The following is a 16,618-nucleotide window of genomic DNA, read 5'->3' on the forward strand; positions in this document are numbered from 1 at the left end:
ATTATTTTGTCTCCGCCACAAAAGCTTGAGCGATGCGCTCCACCATGCGATTCTTTGCCGCTTCATATGCACGATCAAGCGCAAAACCAAATGCAAAACGATCTGCGGAGCCATGACTCTTAATCACGCAACCGCGCAAACCTAAAAGTACTGCCCCGTTGTAGCGACGATGATCTACACGCTTGCGTACACGCAAGAGCGGTACCATGGCGCAGATCGCCATTAACTTCGTAAGCCATGATCGATTAAATTCTTGTTTGATTAAACCACTCATCATCTTCGCCAAGCCTTCGCTTGCCTTGAGGACTACATTCCCAACAAAGCCGTCGCACACCACAATATCCGTAGTGCCTTTAAAAATATCATTACCTTCTACGTTGCCATAAAAGTTTAAGTTAGTTTGGCGTAGCAACTCACTCGTCTGCTTCACCACTTCATTCCCTTTAATCACTTCTTCTCCAATATTGAGAAGGCCGATTGAAGGGTTCTGCGTGCCATCAACTACCTGAACCATAACGTTAGCCATTTGCGCAAACTGCACCAAATGCATGGGCTCGCAATCTGCATTAGCACCTAAATCCAGCATAGTGGTGCCGCGCCCTTTTTCATTGGGGATCGCCGTAGCAATCGCAGGACGATCAACACCATCTAAGGTTTTGAGAATGTAACGAGAGATAGCCATTAAGGCTCCCGTATTGCCAGAAGAGATGATCGCGTCAGCTAGACCCTCTTTAACTTGCTCGATCGCTACGCGCATCGAAGAATCTTTTTTACGACGCAGTGCCACCTCAATAGGATCATCCATCAAGACAACCTCACTGGCGGCAATAATTTGAATGCGCTCCATTGGCGCTTTTGGAAATTGGCTCAAGGCTTGCTTGAGCGCTTCCGGATTACCAACTAAGGCAATCTTCACATCAGCATGTTTTTCAAGAAAATCACAACAGGCGGGGACCGTAACAACTACCCCGTGATCGCCGCCCATGGCATCGATAGCAAGAGTGACGCTCATAAAATCAGGTATTGCTGCAAGTGGTTTTATCCAAGAAAAAAGCGGCTTTTATGTGAGCCGCTTCTATCTTTTTAGACTAAAAAATTAGTCGTTTTTGGTTTTAACAACTTTACGGCCACGGTAGTAGCCGTTTGGTGAGATGTGGTGGCGCAAATGAGCCTCACCAGTTGTGGCTTCAACAGCCGTAGCAGGTGCGGTCAAAAAGTCGTGCGCACGGTGCATGCCACGTTTGGATGGGGATTTTTTATTCTGTTGGACGGCCATATTGAACTCCTAAGCAAGGCGACATTCTAGCATGTAAATTGAGCTAAATGCTTGATTAATTGATAAAACGTGTTTGAAATGCAAGCTCCCCAATATGGGGTTACATCAATTTTTCTTCATATTTTTCAATATGTTAAAGGGATTCTGCGGCTTTTCAGAAGCATCATCAACGTCGGCACCTACTCCAAATGAGGAGGCATGCGGCTGACAGGCGCCCGCTGGGTGCTTTGGAATTAAAGGAAGCGAGAGGAGGATTTCATCCTCAATTAAGCCCAAAAGGTCAAAGTGCTGGCTAGCTACTAATGGCTCCTGTTGATCATCTTCCATCGGAAAGGCATCCGCTTCCTCCTCGGTGGTCACCAGAACAAATCGACTCTCTTGAGCCAAATCGAGGCCGCAATCAGCCAAACAGCTCTGACAGACTAGATGAATACGGCCTTTTATGGCCAATTCCAGAATTTGCTGGGGTTCAGAGCCTGGAGAATGAGCAAAATGGGTCTTTACCTGCCAATGAAAGCCATCCCCAGACTCAATACTAGAGGCCTCCTCAGCTACCCTGGGTAATACTGAAATTTCTAGAAATCCTGCGCCTTGATAGGACTGAGGGGCGCAAAAATCGATCCGGCTTAAGACCTTGGGATCATTGGATAGCTCAACTTGAGGTAAAACTTGATTACGATTCATGACATCAGTCTAAATGAAGGCTTTAGCGAAAGTACAAGTAGTGATGAGTAATTCTGCAAAAAAACTAATTCTGGCATCCACCTCGGTCTATCGTCGCGAGTTGTTAGAGCGCCTGCGGATCCCCTTTGATGTGATCTCGCCCAAGGTGGATGAAACCCCTCTACCCGGTGAAGGCACCGTTGATCTAGCCTTACGCTTAGCCAAGGCTAAAGCTGCCGCAGTGGCTAAAGATCACCCTGAGGCTTGGGTCATTGGCTCCGATCAGGTAGCCGACCTCTGTGGCGCGGCAATTGGTAAGCCAGGAAACTTTGAACGTGCCATGGCACAACTCCAACTGATGCGTGGTGCAACGGTGACTTTTCAAACGGCACTATGTCTGATGCATGGCGATGTCGAAACGACGGTCAATATTCCTACGCAAGTGACCTTTCGCAAACTGGGTGATGATGTTCTAGAGGCATACCTTCTTGCCGAAGAGCCATACGACTGTGCTGGTAGCGCCAAGTCCGAAGGCCTAGGAATCTCACTCCTGGAATCCATCAAGAGCGATGATCCCACTGCATTAATTGGCTTGCCCTTGATAGCACTAAGCGGCCTCTTACGTGATGCCGGTTTTGTCATTCCAGCAAAAAATAAACAAGCTTAATTAAAAAGAAATTTAGCAAAGAGAAAAGAATTAAATAATGAGTTCAACACTAGGCACCCTCTTTTTAGTTCCCAATACTTTGGGGGATGATTCTCGTGCTGAACAATTGCCGTGGGTGCTGCCAACTGAAACCATTACTCAAACTGCCAAGCTCACTCACTGGGTTGTTGAGGATGCCAAAACTGCGCGGGCTTTTTTAAAAGCAGTGGATGGCGTTGCACCTTTAGCTTGCACCATTCAAGAAATGCAAATGAGTGAATGGCGTGGCGTGGCGCGTAATGCCAAATATGGTGATGCAGTCAAACCAATCGATTTACTTAAGCCACTGATTGCTGGCAAAGACATGGGCCTCATGTCAGAGGCTGGCGTTCCGGGGGTTGCAGACCCAGGTGCAGAGCTTGTGCTGGCAGCACATAAGTTAGGCGCCAAAGTAAAACCCTTAGTTGGTCCAAGTTCAATTTTGTTGGGTCTCATGGCTAGCGGTTTAAATGGTCAGCGCTTTGCATTTCAAGGCTATGTTCCACATGATGTGCAAGACCGCATTACACGACTCAAGCAACTAGAAGTGGAGTCAAGGAAATTACAGCAGACACAAATCTGGATTGAGACGCCTTATCGCAATACAGCGATGCTCATGGCTTGTCTTAATACACTCTCACCGCAATCGATGCTTTGTATGGGAATGGATCTCAGTTTGCCGAGCGAGATGATTACCACGCTCTCGATTGCAGACTGGCGTAAGCGCTTCCCAAATGAAGCTGCCTGTTCCTCACTACAAAATAGGCCAGCAATATTTCTATTACTGGCCTAGGCATTGATTTTGCTACCTTGTTGATCTATCGTTTTTACTTTAAATCAGGCGTCTTAATTAAAGCCTTACCTGCTGCAGCGCCAACCTCAGCACCAAAACGTTTAGCAACGCGCTCTGCGAAATTCTCTTTCATGGTGTAGTCGAGAATATCTGGTGCTTTAAAGATATCGCGCGCTACAGTCTCTACCGTGCCATAGCCATCAACCAAACCAATTTTGATTGCTTGCTCGCCATTCCAAACTCGACCCGAGAACATTTCCGGAGTTTCTTTTAGACGATCACCGCGACCCGCTTTGACCACCGCAATAAATTGCTGATGAATCTCATCGATCATGGTTTTAATCATCTCCACTTGCTGTGGGTTTTCTTTAGAGAACGGATCCATCATTCCCTTATTGGAGCCAGCAGCAATCATGCGACGAGTGACACCCAACTTATCCATCAGACCAGTAAATCCAAAGCCTTCCATGATCACGCCAATAGAGCCAACCAAACTCGCCTTATCAACCAGAATTTGATCTCCCGCAACGGCCACATAGTAACCACCTGATGCGCAGATATCTTCCACGACGACATACAGCGGTTTAGCTGGATAGAGCTTACGTAAGCGCTGAATCTCATCATTCATCATGCCGGCCTGAACTGGAGAACCACCAGGACTATTAATACGCAAAACAACACCTACGCTATTCTCATTTTCAAATGCAGAAGTGAGTGACGAGTTGATGTCTAAAGCATTAGCCAGCGAGCTTGAGGAAATCTCCCCTTCGATCGTTACTAAAGCGGTGTGCTTCTCTGTTCCCATGCCGCGACCAGGTAAATTGAAATCAAATACTGCAAGTACCAAACCAATAAAAATGATGAGAGTAAGAATGCGAAAGACTGCTCTCCAGCGACGAGCCTTACGAGTCTCTTTTAAATTCTCTAGCAATAAATGCTCTAGGGCTTGACGCTCCCAATTTTGATTCACATTCTCGGATTGATTTTGATCCATCTTTTTAATCCTTCTTTACTGACTCGTTTTTAATAGTGAGATTGTCGCTAAGCCATTGGCTTAGCTGTGATACATCATCCACATGAATTAATGATGGCGCTTCTTTTAGAGTGCTCGGAGGGTGTGCGCCATAAGTTACCGCTACCGCATCAACCCCTGCATTAGCCGCCATATCTAAATCATGGGTGGTGTCACCAATCATTAACATCCGACGCATCGGCACTTGCATGACGTCAGAAAGCTCCAAGAGCATTCCGGGATGGGGTTTAGAAAAGGATTCATCTGCAGTGCGTGTCTCATGGAACATCTGCTCAAGCTGGTGATGCTGTAGAGATCGATCTAATCCCACACGAGATTTACCTGTGGCAACGCCCAATAAGTAACCATCCTCGCGCAAGCGATGTAGTAGCTCACGAATACCTGGGAATAAATCCAACTCGTGATCTTTAGCGAGGTAGTGATACCGAAAACGTTCAGTCAGCTTGGGAAAGTGCGCCGGTTCAATCCATGGCACCGCCCTTCTCAGTGAATCCTGAATACCTAAACCAATGACTGAACTGGCCAAAGTGTCATCTGGCTCTTTGAAACCCAAGTCACGGCAAGCTTGCTGAATACAGTTCACGATCGTCGGCGTGGAGTCCATGATGGTTCCATCCCAATCCCACACAATCAGGTCGTAACGTCTATCGCGTTTTTGCTCTTCAAGCATTTTGAGGTAATTCAAAGTTGTTCATCATGGCAGTAAATTCAGCAGGTAATGGTGATTCGATACGCATTTTCTCGCCAGTTCGGGGATGGGTAAAGCCAGCTAAGTGAGCATGCAAATACAAGCGTTTGGATTTCACAATCTTGTCTTGGTCTTCAAAGCCGTACTTATCATCACCCAAAATGGAATGACCTAATTTCTGGAGGTGCACGCGGATTTGATGAGTACGCCCGGTTTTTAACTGAGCCTCTGCCAAGGTAATAACATCCTCCCCCCGCTTCATTACTTTGGTAACACGCAAAGCCGTATGACTTGGTAGCCCATCTGGGTCAACGCGCACTCGGCGCTCGCCATTGGCCAGCAGGTATTTATGTAATGCAAATTTCAGTTGCATGGTGCCTGCACCTTGAGCAATCTCGCCATGGGCTAGCAAGTAGTAACGCTTGTCTGTTTGACCTTCGCGGATCTGGCGATGCAATTCCACCAAGGCACTGCGCTTTTTAGCCAAGAGTAGGACGCCGGAGGTATCTCGATCCAAACGGTGTACCAATTCCAAAAATTTGAGCTCAGGCCGTGTAATACGTAAGGTCTCAATCACGCCCAGGGCAATGCCTGAACCACCATGAACCGCCAAACCTGCTGGTTTGTTTACTATTAATAAAGCTTCATCCTCAAACAAAATCGGCATTTTGTCGGAATAGCCCTGTGCCCGATTCTTAGTTTGGGCGGTATTGACTGCCGCCATTTGAGCAGGTTCGGCTATCCGAACCGGAGGAACTCTGACTATATCCCCCTCTACCAATCGCGTAGTCGGCTCAGCCCTTTTCTTATTCACCCGAACCTCGCCAGAGCGAATAATTCGATAAACGTGGCTTTTAGGAACCCCTTTTGCCCAACGCAAGAGGTAATTATCCAAACGCTGACCAGCCTCTTCTGGACCAATGGTCTGAAGATGAACGGCGGCCGGAGCACTGGTTTTTACCTGCAAAGGCTTTGAAATGGGTTCGGATTTCATGATTTATCTCTCTTGCCACCCCGACGGGGGTCGACAAGGGACTTAACAATACCCCATTGTCCTTCAACTTGTGCCGTATAATCAACGCTCTAGCCAATTTATTGGCCCGAGACAAGCCTGGTTCAGGCGTGAATCGTGGAGCTTGGAGTCGCCCTTAATAGACTCCCGGGGTTGCCCCTCCCCCGTTGTAATGAGGCGCAGGGTTGGTGTGCCGTATGCCGCGACCCGCGATTAGAAGACAGTTTTCAGGCGCGCGCCTGCATTGATGACCTAAAGGAGGTCTCTGCGGCGATCGTCAAGTGTGGCACCGGTTTAACAACATTGAACTTGGTGTACCAGGCAGTAAATGCTTGGATTGGCTTGATCCACACTCCAAAGCCGCGAATGGGCTATGCCCCAAGCGGTATCTAACCTGTCCCTAACGCAGCGCGCAACGACGCACTCCCAATAGGAGAGTGTTATGAAACGCATGTTATTTAATGCAACTCAACAAGAAGAGTTGCGAGTTGCCATCGTCGATGGTCAAAAACTCATCGATATCGATATCGAAGCTGCCGGTCGCGAACAACGCAAAGGCAATATTTACAAAGGTGTTATTACCCGCATTGAGCCTTCGCTCGAGGCTTGCTTTGTAAATTACGGCGAAGAACGCCATGGCTTCCTGCCATTTAAAGAAGTTGCCCGCACCTACTTTAAAGAGGGTATTGATGTCCGTAATGCCTCTATTAAGGATGCATTGCGTGAAGGCCAAGAAATCATCGTCCAGGTGGAAAAAGAAGAGCGTGGCCAAAAAGGTGCCGCTCTCACTTCTTTTGTCTCACTGGCAGGTCGCTATTTGGTATTAATGCCAAATAACCCACGTGGAGGCGGCGTTTCTCGTCGCATCGAAGGCGAAGATCGTCAAGAACTCCGTGAAGCAATGTCCCAATTACAAGTACCAGATGGTATGAGCATCATTGCTCGTACAGCCGGTATTGGCCGCGATGCTACTGAATTGCAGTGGGATTTAAGCTATCTCATGCAGTTGTGGACTGCGATTGATGAGGCCGCTAAAGGCAATTCAGCACCATTATTGATTTACCTTGAATCCAGCTTAGTGATTCGTGCGATTCGTGATTACTTCCAACCAGATATTGGTGAGATTCTCATCGATACGGATGACATCTACGAGCAAGCTGCAGCCTTTATGTCTGTAGTAATGCCGGATAACTTGCCTAGAGTGAAGCGTTACCAGGACGATGTTCCATTGTTCTCCCGCTTCCAAATCGAGCATCAGATTGAAACTGCTTACTCACGTACCGTACCATTGCCATCCGGCGGCGCGATCGTGATTGACCATACTGAAGCTTTAGTTTCAGTAGACGTCAACTCTGCACGCGCAACCCGCGGCTCTGATATTGAAGAGACTGCTACCCGCACCAATTTAGAAGCTGCTGATGAAATCGCTCGTCAAGCACGTTTACGTGACTTGGGTGGCTTGATCGTGATCGACTTCATTGACATGGAATCGAGCAAGGCACAAAAGGATGTTGAGAATCGTTTGCGCGATGCTCTGCGCCATGACCGCGCTCGTGTCCAGATGGGTAAGATTTCCAAGTTTGGTTTGATGGAAATGTCACGCCAGCGTTTACGCCCTGCTCTGTCTGAGGGCAGCCATGTAACTTGCCCACGTTGTAACGGCACAGGCCACATCCGCGATACCGAATCTTCTGCATTGCAAGTCTTGCGCATCATCCAAGAAGAGGCAATGAAAGAAAACACTGCTGCTATTCATTCACAAGTTCCAGTCGAAGTGGCTGCATTCTTGCTCAATGAGAAGCGCGCTGAAGTCATCAAGATTGAGACACGCTTCAAAGTCAATGTCTTAATGATTCCAAACAAGCATCTAGAAACTCCACATTACAAGCTTGAGCGTTTACGCCATGACGATCCGCGTCTTGACGATCAGAAGGCTAGCTATGTGATGGCTGAAGAAGCTGCTGCTGAACTCGAAACAGATACTGCAGTAAGTCGCAAAGATGCAGATGTCAAAGTTCGCCCAGAGGCTGCTGTTAAAGGTATTACGCCAAATGCACCAGCACCTGTAAGTCAGCCACGTCCTGCGCGTACTGAAAAAGCCAGCACTGAAACTGCGAGCTCCGGTGGATTCTTCGGATTTATTAAGAGCCTATTCTCTTCAACACCTGCGCCAGAAGTGAAGCCTGCTCCAAGCGCACCACGTGGTCGCAATCAAAACAATCGCAACGGCAATAACCGCAACCGTGGTCGTCGTGGCGAACGTAGTGATCGCGGTGAGCGTCCAGTTGAAGGTGCAGCAAGCGCCGAAGGTACAAATGCTCCACGCGAAGCGGGTTCAAGTAGAGGTCGTCAAGATGGTCGCAACCGCAATGGCAATAACGGCAATCGCAATCAAAATCCAAGACCAGAAAATCCAGCTGCGGTAACTCCAGCTACTGAGGCTGCTCCAGGTACTGATACAGCACCGAGTGCGGATGGTGAAGAGCGTCGTGGTCGTGGTCGCAACCGTCGTGGTCGTGGTCGTGGTCAACGTGGTGAGCGCACCGAGTCTACTGGTGATGCAGCGATTGCTTCTGTTGTTGCAGTAGCCACTTCATTCTCAGGTCCTCCAGTTGGAATGGCTGGGGCATCTGCTTCCATGCCGATTCAGAATATCGCTCAAAGCTTTGGAAACAGTGTTGCACCAGCAGCTTCGAATGAAGTGAAAGAGCGTGCACCTCGCGCACCTAGAGAGCAACGTGCACCGCGTCAAAGCAATCGCCCTGATAACGCTGCAACAGCCCCTACCGCACAGGCAGTGGTCACATCAGTAACAGGAGCTGCAATTGAAGTCATTGCCAAGCCAGTACCTGAGCTTCCTAAGGTTGCCTTCCAAGCACTCGAAGAGACTCCATTGCATAGCGTGGTTCAATCTGCCGGCATGGTCTGGGTAGCAACAGACTCTAGCAAGCATCAAGAAGCACAATCGCAAATCAAAGCTGAGCCAGAAGTTTTGCCTATGGGCAGAACTCCAAAGGCTCCTGTTAACCTGCAAACTGGTCCAATGGTTTTAGTTGAAACCGGCGGCCAAGAAAAAACGGTTTAATCGAATTTCTCCAGACTGCTATTTATCCCACAAGGATATTTGGCAGTTTGGCAGAAACACCGTTTCACAGCCATAATGAGACATGGTTGAAAAAGTCATTCCCATACGTGTAGATGAAGGCAAAGGCCTTACGCCGTCCATTCCTGGGCAGCTTGTTGCCGCCAATACTTCAAGCAAAGATACTCGCGGGCGCCCTCTTCGTGATTTACGAATCTCCGTAACTGATCGATGTAATTTCCGCTGCACCTATTGCATGCCTAAGGAAATCTTCGACAAAGACTATCCCTACCTCTCCCATAGTGATTTACTGAGCTTTGAAGAAATTACTCGGCTTACAACGATCTTTGCTTCTCTGGGTGTAGAAAAAATTCGCCTCACTGGTGGCGAGCCTTTGCTACGTAAAAATCTCGAAGTACTTGTTGAAATGCTCGCCAAGATTCGTACTACGACAGATCAAGCACTTGATCTAACACTCACTACCAATGGCAGCATATTACGCAAGAAGGCTGCCGCATTGAAAGCAGCAGGCTTGCAGCGCTTGACGATTAGTCTTGATGGATTGAATGACGACATCTTCAAAAAAATGAATGATGTCGACTTTCCGGTCACAGATGTGCTTGATGGAATTGCTGCAGCTCAAGAAGCAGGCTTCACTAATCTCAAAGTCAACATGGTTGTTAAGAAGGGTACTAATGACCAAGAGATTATTGGCATGGCCAAGCACTTCAAAGGTAGTGGTGTGACACTTCGCTTTATTGAATTTATGGATGTGGGCAGCTCGAATGGTTGGGATATGTCACAAGTACTCCCCTCACAAGAAGTTGCCAATCGTATTAACGCTGTCTTTCCGATTGAGCCTATTGAGGCCAACTATCCTGGTGAGGTAGCTCAGCGCTGGCGTTATCTAGATGGCTCTGGTGAGATTGGCTTTATTTCCAGTGTCACACAAACCTTCTGTCACGAGTGCACGCGTGCTCGCATTTCTACCGATGGTCAAATGTATCTTTGCTTGTTTGCAAACGAAGGTTTTGATTTCAAAACCCTCTTGCGTTCTGGTAGAAGTGATTTAGAAATTGCCAATGCCATCATGTCTACATGGTCTGGGCGCAATGATCACTATTCAGAAATTCGGGGATCCAATACCGCCGGATCCAAATCCTCGCGCAAGGTAGAAATGTCCTACATCGGCGGCTAATGATTACCTCAGAACACATTACTGGACTCATTTTGGCAGGAGGTCGCGCTCAGAGAATGGGTGGCATCGATAAGGGCTTAATTCCCTTTCATGGCAAGCCTCTAATTGAATCTGCCATTAGTCGACTCAAGCCTCAAGTCGGCACCATTCTGATTAATGCCAACCGCAGCATTACCAAGTATGCACACTATGGTTACCCGGTATTCATGGATGAAACCCCTGACTTCTCCGGCCCCTTAGCTGGTTTTTCAGTAGGTCTCAAGCACTGCAAAACACCATACTTACTCACATCACCCTGCGACTCCCCTTTATTACCGGAAGATCTTGCCCAAAAAATGGCAGACGAACTGGAGAGCAATAATTTAGAGCTCGTCTTTGCTTCCTCAAAGGAAGACGATGGCAAGATTTGGTCTCAGCCTGTCTTTTGTTTAATGAAAAGCAGTTTGAAAGACTCTTTAGATTCCTTTTTAAGTAAAGGCGATTTAAAAATTGATCGCTGGTTTAAAGAGTTGCAATCTGGCACGGTTGTTTTTGAAAATCCACAAGCGTTTGCCAATGTGAACACACCAGAAGAGTTAGCAGTTTTAGAAAAAATATCTTCATGTCAAACTTAAAGCACATACCTCCAAGTGATCCGATTTATATCAGTGGCTCACTACATGTAGATCAAGCTCGCATAGCGATCTCCGATCTAGTAAAAGACTTAATCGCAGAATCGCATGAAGGCGCTGAGTCTGGTGCTATTGAATGCATCACATTGGATCAAGCAATCAATCGCATCCTGGCGAAAGATTTACTTTCACCGATTGATGTTCCAGTTGCAGATAACTCAGCAATGGATGGCTTTGCATTTCATGGGGATTGCTTAGGTCAAAGCGAAGACCTTATTAGTCTCAAAGTGATCGGTACTGCCTTTGCTGGCAAGCCCTATGAGGGCAGTATTGCTCCAGGTGAATGCATCAAGATCATGACAGGCGCCTTAATGCCAGGCGACTGCGATACCGTGATTCCCCAGGAATTTACAGAACCCCACAGTCCTGGTGATGACTCGATCGTGTCATTCAAAGCCAATCGAGTGAAGCGTGGTGAAAACCGACGCTTACGTGGAGAAGACTTACAACAAGGTAAGCCAGCAATTACTGCAGGGCGTTTATTGCGCCCCTCTGATCTCGGTCTTGCTGCCTCCCTTGGCATCTCCGAACTTGAAGTCCATCGAAAGTTAAGGGTAGCCATACTCTCTTCAGGTGATGAATTACGTCCATTGGGACAAGAATTAGAAGCTGGCAATATTTACGATAGCAATCGCTATAGCTTGATCGGATTACTCAAGCGCCTGGACTTAGAAATCATTGATTGCGGAATTGTGCGTGATGATCCCGCCTCACTGAAAGCTGCCTTTGTAGATGCTGCCTCAAAAGCAGATGTCCTCGTCTCTTCTGGTGGCGTCTCTGCTGGTGAAGCAGACTTCACTAAGCAAATCATGCAAGAACTCGGTGATGTCGGGTTTTGGAAAATCGCTATGCGGCCAGGTCGCCCCATGGCTTTTGGGATGCTGAGGCCAGTTCAAGGCTCCAGCCGTAAAACCCTCTTCTTTGGCTTGCCTGGAAATCCAGTAGCAGTGATGGTGACTTTCTATCAATTTGTGCGCTCTGCTTTATTACAACTCAATGGCGCAAGCCAGACTGAGCCACCAATCATGCAGGCGATTGCCGAGGCGCCCATTAGAAAACGTCCAGGCCGGACAGAGTTTCAACGCGCCATTTTGGAGCGCGGCGCAGACGGAAAGCCTATGGTCAAACTGACTGGCAGCCAAGGTGCTGGAATTTTGCGATCTATGAGTGAAGCAAATTGTTTTGTGATTCTGTCTCACGAGCAGGGAAATGTGGCTGCTGGGGACTGGGTAGATGTGGCGCTTTTCGACGGACTGCTTTAAGATTGCACCTCATGAAACTCACCAAAAAAGAAATTGTCTTCCTAGACCCAATGCATACCGCCAAAACTCTGGTTTTGGTTTACCTCTGCTTCTCTGTTCCAATTGTGTTGTTAGCCTTATTTGTGGCATTCATTCGTGATGGTGCGATACCTGGATTTACTGTGCTATCAGCACTGATATTGAATGCCTTACTTGGCTTTGCACTGCTGTGGATTGCTTGCAAGGTTTACAACTGGGTAGCAGGAAAATTTGGTGGGATCGAACTAGCTCTTCGTGAGCTTCCAGAAGAAATTGAAGCCGACTAATTTCTTAGTCGACTTCAATTTTTCAGCTTATTTAACTATCTCTTACTTAAGCACTCAATACTTCAGTATTAATTAAGCTTGGTGGTTTTTTTCCATCAAGTGCTGCTCGTAAATTTTGCACTGCGAGATCAACCATCGCTCTACGCGTTTTTTCTGTAGCACTGGCAATGTGTGGAGCCAACACAATATTGCTGCACTTGAGTAACTCTGGATGCACTTGAGGCTCACCCTCAAAAACATCTAAGCCTGCCGCAAATATTTTTCCACTTTGTAATGCTTGCGCTAACGCCGCATCATCCACAATACCGCCGCGAGCAATATTAACCAGGGTTGCAGACGGTTTCATCATGGCGATTTCTGCAGCGCCAATCGTGTGATGATTTTGCGCTGTGTAAGGCAGAACTAGCACAACATGGTCGGCAGTGCGGAGCAATTCTTCTTTCGACACATAAGTAGCGCCGCAGGCTTTTTCATCAGCTTCAGATAAAGGTTTGCGATTGTGATAAATCACCTTCATTCCAAAACCTAAAGCACGCTTAGCAATCCCTTGACCAATACGGCCCATACCGATGATTCCAAGAGTGCTGTGATGCAAATCCATTCCTAATGGGTTAGTCACAATCGACCATTGCCCCCACTTACCAGCTCGCACCCAATGTTCCGATTCCGTAATCCGCCTTGCAGTTGCCATTAATAAAGCAAAGCCAAAATCAGCCGTTGTATCCGTAAGAACATCAGGGGTATTAGAAGCCATGACTCCAGCAGCAGTAATCGCTGGGACATCAAAATTGTTATATCCGACAGAAATATTGGCGACCACCTTCAAATTTTTAGCATCTGAAAGGGCGGAGGCATCAATCCGCTCACTACCTGTTACCAAAGCCCCCTCAACCTCTGAAAGCGCTTTTTTTAGCTCCTCAGGGGTCATTACTTTATCGGGCTGGTTAGAGATAACCTCATAGGACTCCTCCAATTTGGCTAGCGCCTCAGGAAATATCGCCCTAGCGACCAAAATCTTGGGTTTGGAGGAAGTTGTGGAGTGATTTGCTGGAGTGTTCATAGCGTAACTTTACCTCATCTAAATTGCGGATTCTGCCTGAAAGATGGGCTGATTCAGCTAAAATTGAGTTTTTATAACTTGGCAGTCCATTGGTATGGACTCCTTACAAGTAAACCATCATGACTTACGTTGTTACCGAAGCTTGTATCCGCTGCAAATACACTGATTGCGTTGATGTCTGCCCAGTCGATTGCTTTCGTGAAGGCCCTAACTTTTTAGTAATCGATCCTGATGAGTGCATCGATTGCGCGGTATGTGTACCTGAGTGCCCAGTCAACGCAATTTATGCAGAGGATGATGTGCCAGGTGATCAGCAGGCATTCATCAAACTCAATGCTGAATTGTCACCTGCATGGACATCGATTACCAAATCTAAAGCTGCACTGCCAGAGGCAGAAGAGTGGAAAGACGTTAAAAATAAACTTGACCAACTGGTAAAGTAAATTGCACCCCCCCATTGAAACCGATGCAGTCATTATTGGCGCCGGTCCGGTGGGACTCTTCCAAGTCTTCGAGCTTGGACTTCTAGAAATTAAAGCGCATGTCATTGACTCCCTTCCTGAAGTAGGTGGTCAATGTATTGAGCTCTATCCAGATAAACCGATCTATGACATCCCGGCAATTCCGGTTTGCACTGGTCGTGAACTGATCGGTAATCTACTCAAACAAATTGAGCCATTCAAGCCACAGTTCCACTTAAATCAAGAGGTCTCCACCCTAAATAAGCAAGCTGATGGCCGCTTTCTGATTCGTACAAGCCAAGATCAGCAATTCCTAACTAAGGCTATTTTTATAGCTGCTGGTGTTGGCGCATTTCAACCGCGCACACTCAACTTGGATGGGATTGAGGCTTTTGTAGATAAACAAGTCTTCTATCGCGTCACAAATCCCAAACAATTTGCAGGCAAGCGCATGGTCATTTGTGGTGGCGGAGATTCCGCGCTAGATTGGGCCTTATATTTTGTTGATCATGCGGCCTGCGTCACACTTATTCATCGAAGAGATGAATTTAAAGCAGCGCCTCAGTCAGTAGCGAAGATGCGCGCGCTTTGCGCCGCCGGCAAGCTGCAACTGATCATCGGGCAAATTACCGGTCTTGAAAGCTCTCATGACAAGCTCACTCAAATTGCTATCACCGATATTGATGGTGAAATTCAAAAAATTGGTCTAGATGCACTCTTATTGTTTTATGGTCTCTCGCCTAAGTTGGGCCCTATTGCTGACTGGGGTCTCGATATCGATCGCAAGCAAATTGCTGTCGATACAGCCTGCTTTCAAACTAGCACTCCCGGCATTTACGCTGTTGGAGACATTAATATCTACCCCGGCAAGAAAAAATTGATTCTGTCTGGCTTTCATGAGGCGGCATTAGCTGCCTTTGCTGCAGCAGCCTATCTGGCCCCAGAAAAGCAGATTCAGCTTCAGTACACCACCACCTCCCCAAAGCTTCATAAAGCGCTTGGGGTAAGCCCACCGACATTCGAGTAAGCTCTTAACTTCACTGAATCATCTAGCTGAATATACCTATGCGTCAATATCACAATCTTATGAAGGAAGTCCTTGAAAAGGGCGTTCAAAAGTCCGATAGAACAGGGACTGGAACGATCTCCATCTTCGGCCACCAGATGCGATTTAATCTGGCTGAAGGATTTCCAATGGTCACCACTAAGAAACTCCATCTCAAGTCCATCATTCTCGAATTACTCTGGTTTCTAAAGGGCAGCACTGACAATAACTGGCTCAAAGAGCGTGGTGTTTCTATCTGGAATGAATGGGCAGCTCCTGATGGCGACCTGGGTCCAATTTATGGCTACCAGTGGCGTTCATGGCCCGCGCCCAATGGTCAGCACATCGATCAGATTGCTGAAGTAGTTGAGACACTCAAAAAGAATCCAGACTCCCGTCGCATTATTGTTTCCGCATGGAACGTGGCAGATATTCCTCGCATGGCTTTAGCACCTTGCCATGCTTTCTTTCAGTTCTATGTTGCTGATGGCAAGCTTTCTTGCCAGCTCTACCAGCGCAGTGCCGATATCTTCTTAGGCGTGCCTTTCAATATTGCAAGCTATGCCCTATTGACCCACATGATGGCGCAGCAGTGCAATCTAGAAGTGGGTGACTTTGTCTGGACTGGTGGCGACTGCCATCTGTATAGCAACCATTTGGAGCAAGTAGATCTTCAACTATCAAGAGACTTCTTCCCCTTGCCTAAGCTCAATATTTTGCGCAAGCCAGACTCTATATTTGATTATGAATTCGAAGATTTTGAAATTGCTGGCTATGAGTCCCATCCCGCCATTAAAGCTCCAGTAGCTGTTTAAGAAATGAGAACCGCATGACTGCAGCTAAGCACCCCGCTATCTCGATGATTGTTGCCCGCTCACGTAATCACGTGATTGGTCGTGACAACCAAATGCCTTGGAAGATTTCTGCTGATCTGCAGTTCTTTAAAAAAGTAACTATGGGTCATCCAGTCATCATGGGTCGCAAGACTTGGGAATCTATTGGTCGCCCGCTTCCTGGTCGTCGCAATATTGTGGTGAGTCGCAATACTGACTTACAGCTCACAGGCGCAGAAGTTGTCCACTCACTCGATGCAGCTCTCGCTACTTTGAATGAATTCCCACGCGTATTTGTGATTGGTGGAGAACAACTCTTCACCCAAGCATTCCCTCAAGCGGATCGTCTTTACATCACAGAAATCGATATGGATGTTGACGGCGGAGATACCTTCTTTAAAGTACCCGATCCAGAGCAATGGAAAGAGATTGAGCGCACCCCAGCGTCTGAGGGGGATATTACCTTTAACTTTATTACCTTAGAGCGCAAGTAAGTTAGATTGAATTGAAAAAGACAAAGGGCTCCTAGGAGCCCTTTTCTAATCCACTGC

Annotated in this window: 19 protein-coding genes; 12 read left to right on the plus strand and 7 right to left on the minus strand. The window is 47.3% G+C overall.

Features of this window, described 5'->3' with window-relative positions:
• Window position 1 precedes the first annotated feature (1 nt).
• The 3 genes from plsX to GQ359_RS07255 form a co-directional block, all read right to left on the minus strand.
• Window positions 2-1,012 carry a phosphate acyltransferase PlsX gene (gene plsX, locus GQ359_RS07245; protein WP_215386300.1) on the minus strand — a complete coding sequence of 337 codons (1,011 nt, stop codon included), beginning with the start codon at window positions 1,010-1,012 and terminating at the stop codon, window positions 2-4.
• A gap of 84 nt (window positions 1,013-1,096) precedes the next feature.
• A complete protein-coding gene (gene rpmF / locus GQ359_RS07250) occupies window positions 1,097-1,276 on the minus strand; it encodes a 50S ribosomal protein L32 (protein ID WP_011902241.1) in 180 nt (59 codons plus the stop codon).
• Between the two features lie 105 nt (window positions 1,277-1,381).
• Window positions 1,382-1,960 carry a YceD family protein gene (locus GQ359_RS07255; protein ID WP_215386302.1) on the minus strand — a complete coding sequence of 193 codons (579 nt, stop codon included), beginning with the start codon at window positions 1,958-1,960 and terminating at the stop codon, window positions 1,382-1,384.
• Window positions 1,961-1,973: 13 nt separating this feature from the next.
• On the opposite strand from GQ359_RS07255, the gene GQ359_RS07260 reads away from it, so the two are divergent.
• Entirely contained in the window at window positions 1,974-2,606 is a 633-nt protein-coding gene (locus GQ359_RS07260) for a Maf family nucleotide pyrophosphatase (RefSeq protein WP_371822429.1), read from the plus strand.
• Between the two features lie 37 nt (window positions 2,607-2,643).
• Complete coding sequence (locus tag GQ359_RS07265) at window positions 2,644-3,417, plus strand: SAM-dependent methyltransferase (protein ID WP_215386303.1); 774 nt, start codon at window positions 2,644-2,646, stop codon at window positions 3,415-3,417.
• A gap of 34 nt (window positions 3,418-3,451) precedes the next feature.
• Here the strand turns inward: GQ359_RS07265 and GQ359_RS07270 are convergent, their stop codons facing one another.
• From GQ359_RS07270 to GQ359_RS07280, 3 genes are read right to left on the minus strand one after another with little or no spacing between them, the layout of a single operon-like run.
• A complete protein-coding gene (locus GQ359_RS07270) occupies window positions 3,452-4,411 on the minus strand; it encodes a S49 family peptidase (protein ID WP_215386305.1) in 960 nt (319 codons plus the stop codon).
• Between the two features lie 4 nt (window positions 4,412-4,415).
• Window positions 4,416-5,120 (minus strand): HAD-IIIA family hydrolase, encoded by a 705-nt coding sequence (locus tag GQ359_RS07275; RefSeq protein ID WP_215386307.1) that lies wholly within the window; start codon window positions 5,118-5,120, stop codon window positions 4,416-4,418.
• Window positions 5,113-6,132 carry an RluA family pseudouridine synthase gene (locus GQ359_RS07280; protein WP_215386309.1) on the minus strand — a complete coding sequence of 340 codons (1,020 nt, stop codon included), beginning with the start codon at window positions 6,130-6,132 and terminating at the stop codon, window positions 5,113-5,115. Before GQ359_RS07280 ends, GQ359_RS07275 begins: the two co-directional genes overlap by 8 nt.
• Before the next feature lie 135 nt (window positions 6,133-6,267).
• On the opposite strand from GQ359_RS07280, the gene GQ359_RS07285 reads away from it, so the two are divergent.
• From GQ359_RS07285 to GQ359_RS07310, 6 genes are all read left to right on the plus strand, one after another.
• The gene (locus GQ359_RS07285; RefSeq protein ID WP_215386311.1) at window positions 6,268-6,543 is read left to right on the plus strand and encodes a hypothetical protein; all 276 of its coding nucleotides are present in this window, start codon (window positions 6,268-6,270) and stop codon (window positions 6,541-6,543) included.
• 49 nt (window positions 6,544-6,592) lie between these two features.
• A complete protein-coding gene (locus tag GQ359_RS07290) occupies window positions 6,593-9,235 on the plus strand; it encodes an Rne/Rng family ribonuclease (RefSeq protein ID WP_215386313.1) in 2,643 nt (880 codons plus the stop codon).
• Window positions 9,236-9,317: 82 nt separating this feature from the next.
• Window positions 9,318-10,430 carry a GTP 3',8-cyclase MoaA gene (gene moaA, locus GQ359_RS07295; protein ID WP_215386315.1) on the plus strand — a complete coding sequence of 371 codons (1,113 nt, stop codon included), beginning with the start codon at window positions 9,318-9,320 and terminating at the stop codon, window positions 10,428-10,430.
• On the plus strand, window positions 10,430-11,044 hold the full coding sequence (mobA, locus tag GQ359_RS07300) for a molybdenum cofactor guanylyltransferase MobA (RefSeq protein ID WP_215386316.1): 615 nt from the start codon (window positions 10,430-10,432) through the stop codon (window positions 11,042-11,044). The genes moaA and mobA overlap by 1 nt, the downstream gene beginning before the upstream one ends.
• Window positions 11,032-12,363 carry a gephyrin-like molybdotransferase Glp gene (glp, locus tag GQ359_RS07305; RefSeq protein WP_215386318.1) on the plus strand — a complete coding sequence of 444 codons (1,332 nt, stop codon included), beginning with the start codon at window positions 11,032-11,034 and terminating at the stop codon, window positions 12,361-12,363. Before mobA ends, glp begins: the two co-directional genes overlap by 13 nt.
• 11 nt (window positions 12,364-12,374) lie before the next feature.
• The gene (locus GQ359_RS07310; RefSeq protein WP_215301529.1) at window positions 12,375-12,668 is read left to right on the plus strand and encodes a hypothetical protein; all 294 of its coding nucleotides are present in this window, start codon (window positions 12,375-12,377) and stop codon (window positions 12,666-12,668) included.
• Between the two features lie 46 nt (window positions 12,669-12,714).
• Here the strand turns inward: GQ359_RS07310 and GQ359_RS07315 are convergent, their stop codons facing one another.
• Window positions 12,715-13,728 carry a D-glycerate dehydrogenase gene (locus tag GQ359_RS07315; RefSeq protein ID WP_215386320.1) on the minus strand — a complete coding sequence of 338 codons (1,014 nt, stop codon included), beginning with the start codon at window positions 13,726-13,728 and terminating at the stop codon, window positions 12,715-12,717.
• 119 nt (window positions 13,729-13,847) lie between these two features.
• Here GQ359_RS07315 and fdxA point away from each other — a divergent pair, with 119 nt between their 5' ends.
• Genes fdxA through GQ359_RS07335 form a run of 4 tightly spaced genes read left to right on the plus strand, consistent with a single transcriptional unit; the run spans window position 13,848 to window position 16,561 of the window.
• Window positions 13,848-14,171 carry a ferredoxin FdxA gene (gene fdxA, locus GQ359_RS07320; protein WP_215298290.1) on the plus strand — a complete coding sequence of 108 codons (324 nt, stop codon included), beginning with the start codon at window positions 13,848-13,850 and terminating at the stop codon, window positions 14,169-14,171.
• Between the two features lies 1 nt (window position 14,172).
• A complete protein-coding gene (locus GQ359_RS07325; protein WP_215386322.1) occupies window positions 14,173-15,216 on the plus strand; it encodes an NAD(P)/FAD-dependent oxidoreductase in 1,044 nt (347 codons plus the stop codon).
• A 38-nt stretch (window positions 15,217-15,254) separates the two neighbouring features.
• On the plus strand, window positions 15,255-16,049 hold the full coding sequence (locus GQ359_RS07330; protein ID WP_215301534.1) for a thymidylate synthase: 795 nt from the start codon (window positions 15,255-15,257) through the stop codon (window positions 16,047-16,049).
• A 14-nt stretch (window positions 16,050-16,063) separates the two neighbouring features.
• The gene (locus GQ359_RS07335) at window positions 16,064-16,561 is read left to right on the plus strand and encodes a dihydrofolate reductase (RefSeq protein WP_215386324.1); all 498 of its coding nucleotides are present in this window, start codon (window positions 16,064-16,066) and stop codon (window positions 16,559-16,561) included.
• The last annotated feature ends 57 nt before the right edge of the window (window positions 16,562-16,618 follow it).

Source organism: Polynucleobacter sp. AM-7D1, from assembly GCF_018688455.1.
Classification (GTDB): domain Bacteria; phylum Pseudomonadota; class Gammaproteobacteria; order Burkholderiales; family Burkholderiaceae; genus Polynucleobacter.

Excerpts from the sequence above, each read along its gene's own strand:
- GQ359_RS07280 (WP_215386309.1), bottom strand. The coding sequence starts at position 6,132 with ATGAAATCCGAACCCATTTCAAAGCCTTTGCAGGTAAAAACCAGTGCT.
- plsX (WP_215386300.1), bottom strand. The coding sequence starts at position 1,012 with ATGAGCGTCACTCTTGCTATCGATGCCATGGGCGGCGATCACGGGGTA.
- GQ359_RS07265 (WP_215386303.1), top strand. The coding sequence starts at position 2,644 with ATGAGTTCAACACTAGGCACCCTCTTTTTAGTTCCCAATACTTTGGGG.
- moaA (WP_215386315.1), top strand. The coding sequence starts at position 9,318 with ATGGTTGAAAAAGTCATTCCCATACGTGTAGATGAAGGCAAAGGCCTT.
- GQ359_RS07270 (WP_215386305.1), bottom strand. The coding sequence starts at position 4,411 with ATGGATCAAAATCAATCCGAGAATGTGAATCAAAATTGGGAGCGTCAA.
- glp (WP_215386318.1), top strand. The coding sequence starts at position 11,032 with ATGTCAAACTTAAAGCACATACCTCCAAGTGATCCGATTTATATCAGT.
- GQ359_RS07315 (WP_215386320.1), bottom strand. The coding sequence starts at position 13,728 with ATGAACACTCCAGCAAATCACTCCACAACTTCCTCCAAACCCAAGATT.
- GQ359_RS07255 (WP_215386302.1), bottom strand. The coding sequence starts at position 1,960 with ATGAATCGTAATCAAGTTTTACCTCAAGTTGAGCTATCCAATGATCCC.
- rpmF (WP_011902241.1), bottom strand. The coding sequence starts at position 1,276 with ATGGCCGTCCAACAGAATAAAAAATCCCCATCCAAACGTGGCATGCAC.
- GQ359_RS07310 (WP_215301529.1), top strand. The coding sequence starts at position 12,375 with ATGAAACTCACCAAAAAAGAAATTGTCTTCCTAGACCCAATGCATACC.
- mobA (WP_215386316.1), top strand. The coding sequence starts at position 10,430 with ATGATTACCTCAGAACACATTACTGGACTCATTTTGGCAGGAGGTCGC.
- GQ359_RS07330 (WP_215301534.1), top strand. The coding sequence starts at position 15,255 with ATGCGTCAATATCACAATCTTATGAAGGAAGTCCTTGAAAAGGGCGTT.
- GQ359_RS07290 (WP_215386313.1), top strand. The coding sequence starts at position 6,593 with ATGAAACGCATGTTATTTAATGCAACTCAACAAGAAGAGTTGCGAGTT.
- GQ359_RS07275 (WP_215386307.1), bottom strand. The coding sequence starts at position 5,120 with ATGCTTGAAGAGCAAAAACGCGATAGACGTTACGACCTGATTGTGTGG.
- GQ359_RS07335 (WP_215386324.1), top strand. The coding sequence starts at position 16,064 with ATGACTGCAGCTAAGCACCCCGCTATCTCGATGATTGTTGCCCGCTCA.
- GQ359_RS07260 (WP_371822429.1), top strand. The coding sequence starts at position 1,974 with ATGAAGGCTTTAGCGAAAGTACAAGTAGTGATGAGTAATTCTGCAAAA.
- fdxA (WP_215298290.1), top strand. The coding sequence starts at position 13,848 with ATGACTTACGTTGTTACCGAAGCTTGTATCCGCTGCAAATACACTGAT.